The sequence below is a fragment of the Bradyrhizobium sp. NBAIM08 genome (assembly GCF_020193935.1).
Taxonomy (GTDB): domain Bacteria; phylum Pseudomonadota; class Alphaproteobacteria; order Rhizobiales; family Xanthobacteraceae; genus Bradyrhizobium; species Bradyrhizobium yuanmingense.
Genome location: NZ_JADYVR010000101.1, coordinates 1 through 536, shown reverse-complemented (window position 1 = coordinate 536; position 536 = coordinate 1). Strand labels below are relative to the sequence as shown.

The 536-nt window shown below is 67.4% G+C and carries 1 protein-coding gene; it reads right to left on the bottom strand.

Features of this window, described 5'->3' with window-relative positions:
* A partial coding sequence (locus I6F37_RS38605) for a glycine--tRNA ligase subunit beta (RefSeq protein WP_225154158.1) occupies positions 1-536 on the bottom strand: 536 nt, incomplete at both ends.

Below are 536 nucleotides of genomic sequence, written 5' to 3'. Positions count from 1 at the left end.
GTACGGATCGTAGCCATTGAGGATTATATTCAACATACTGACTCGTAGGTTGGATGTGAGTACCAGGCGCAAAATGCCTAGCGCGGATCTCCTAAGCGCGAAGGGGTCTTTCGAGCCTGAGGGCTTTTCATTGATCCACCAGAAGCCCGTCAGCGTGTCGATCTTGTCGGCGAGCGCCACCGCCACCGAGACTGGCGCCGTAGGCACCGCGTCAGAGGGTCCGAGCGGCGCATAGTGCTCCTGCGAGGCCACGGCGACCTCCGCCGGCAGCCCCGCGGCCTCGGCGTAGTAGCGCCCCATCAGCCCTTGGAGCTCCGGGAACTCGCCCACCATGGCCGAGCGCAGGTCGAGCTTGGCCACGTCCGCGGCCTGCTCCGCGAGGTCGGGGTCGGCGCCCACCAGGGGGGCGATCTCGCGCGCGAGCGCCTTGACGCGCTCCACCCGGTCCCACTGCGAGCCCAGCTTGTTGTGGAAGGTGACGGCCCTCAGGCCCTCGCGCCACTCGTCCATGCCTGCCCGCGCCACGCGGAGGTCGT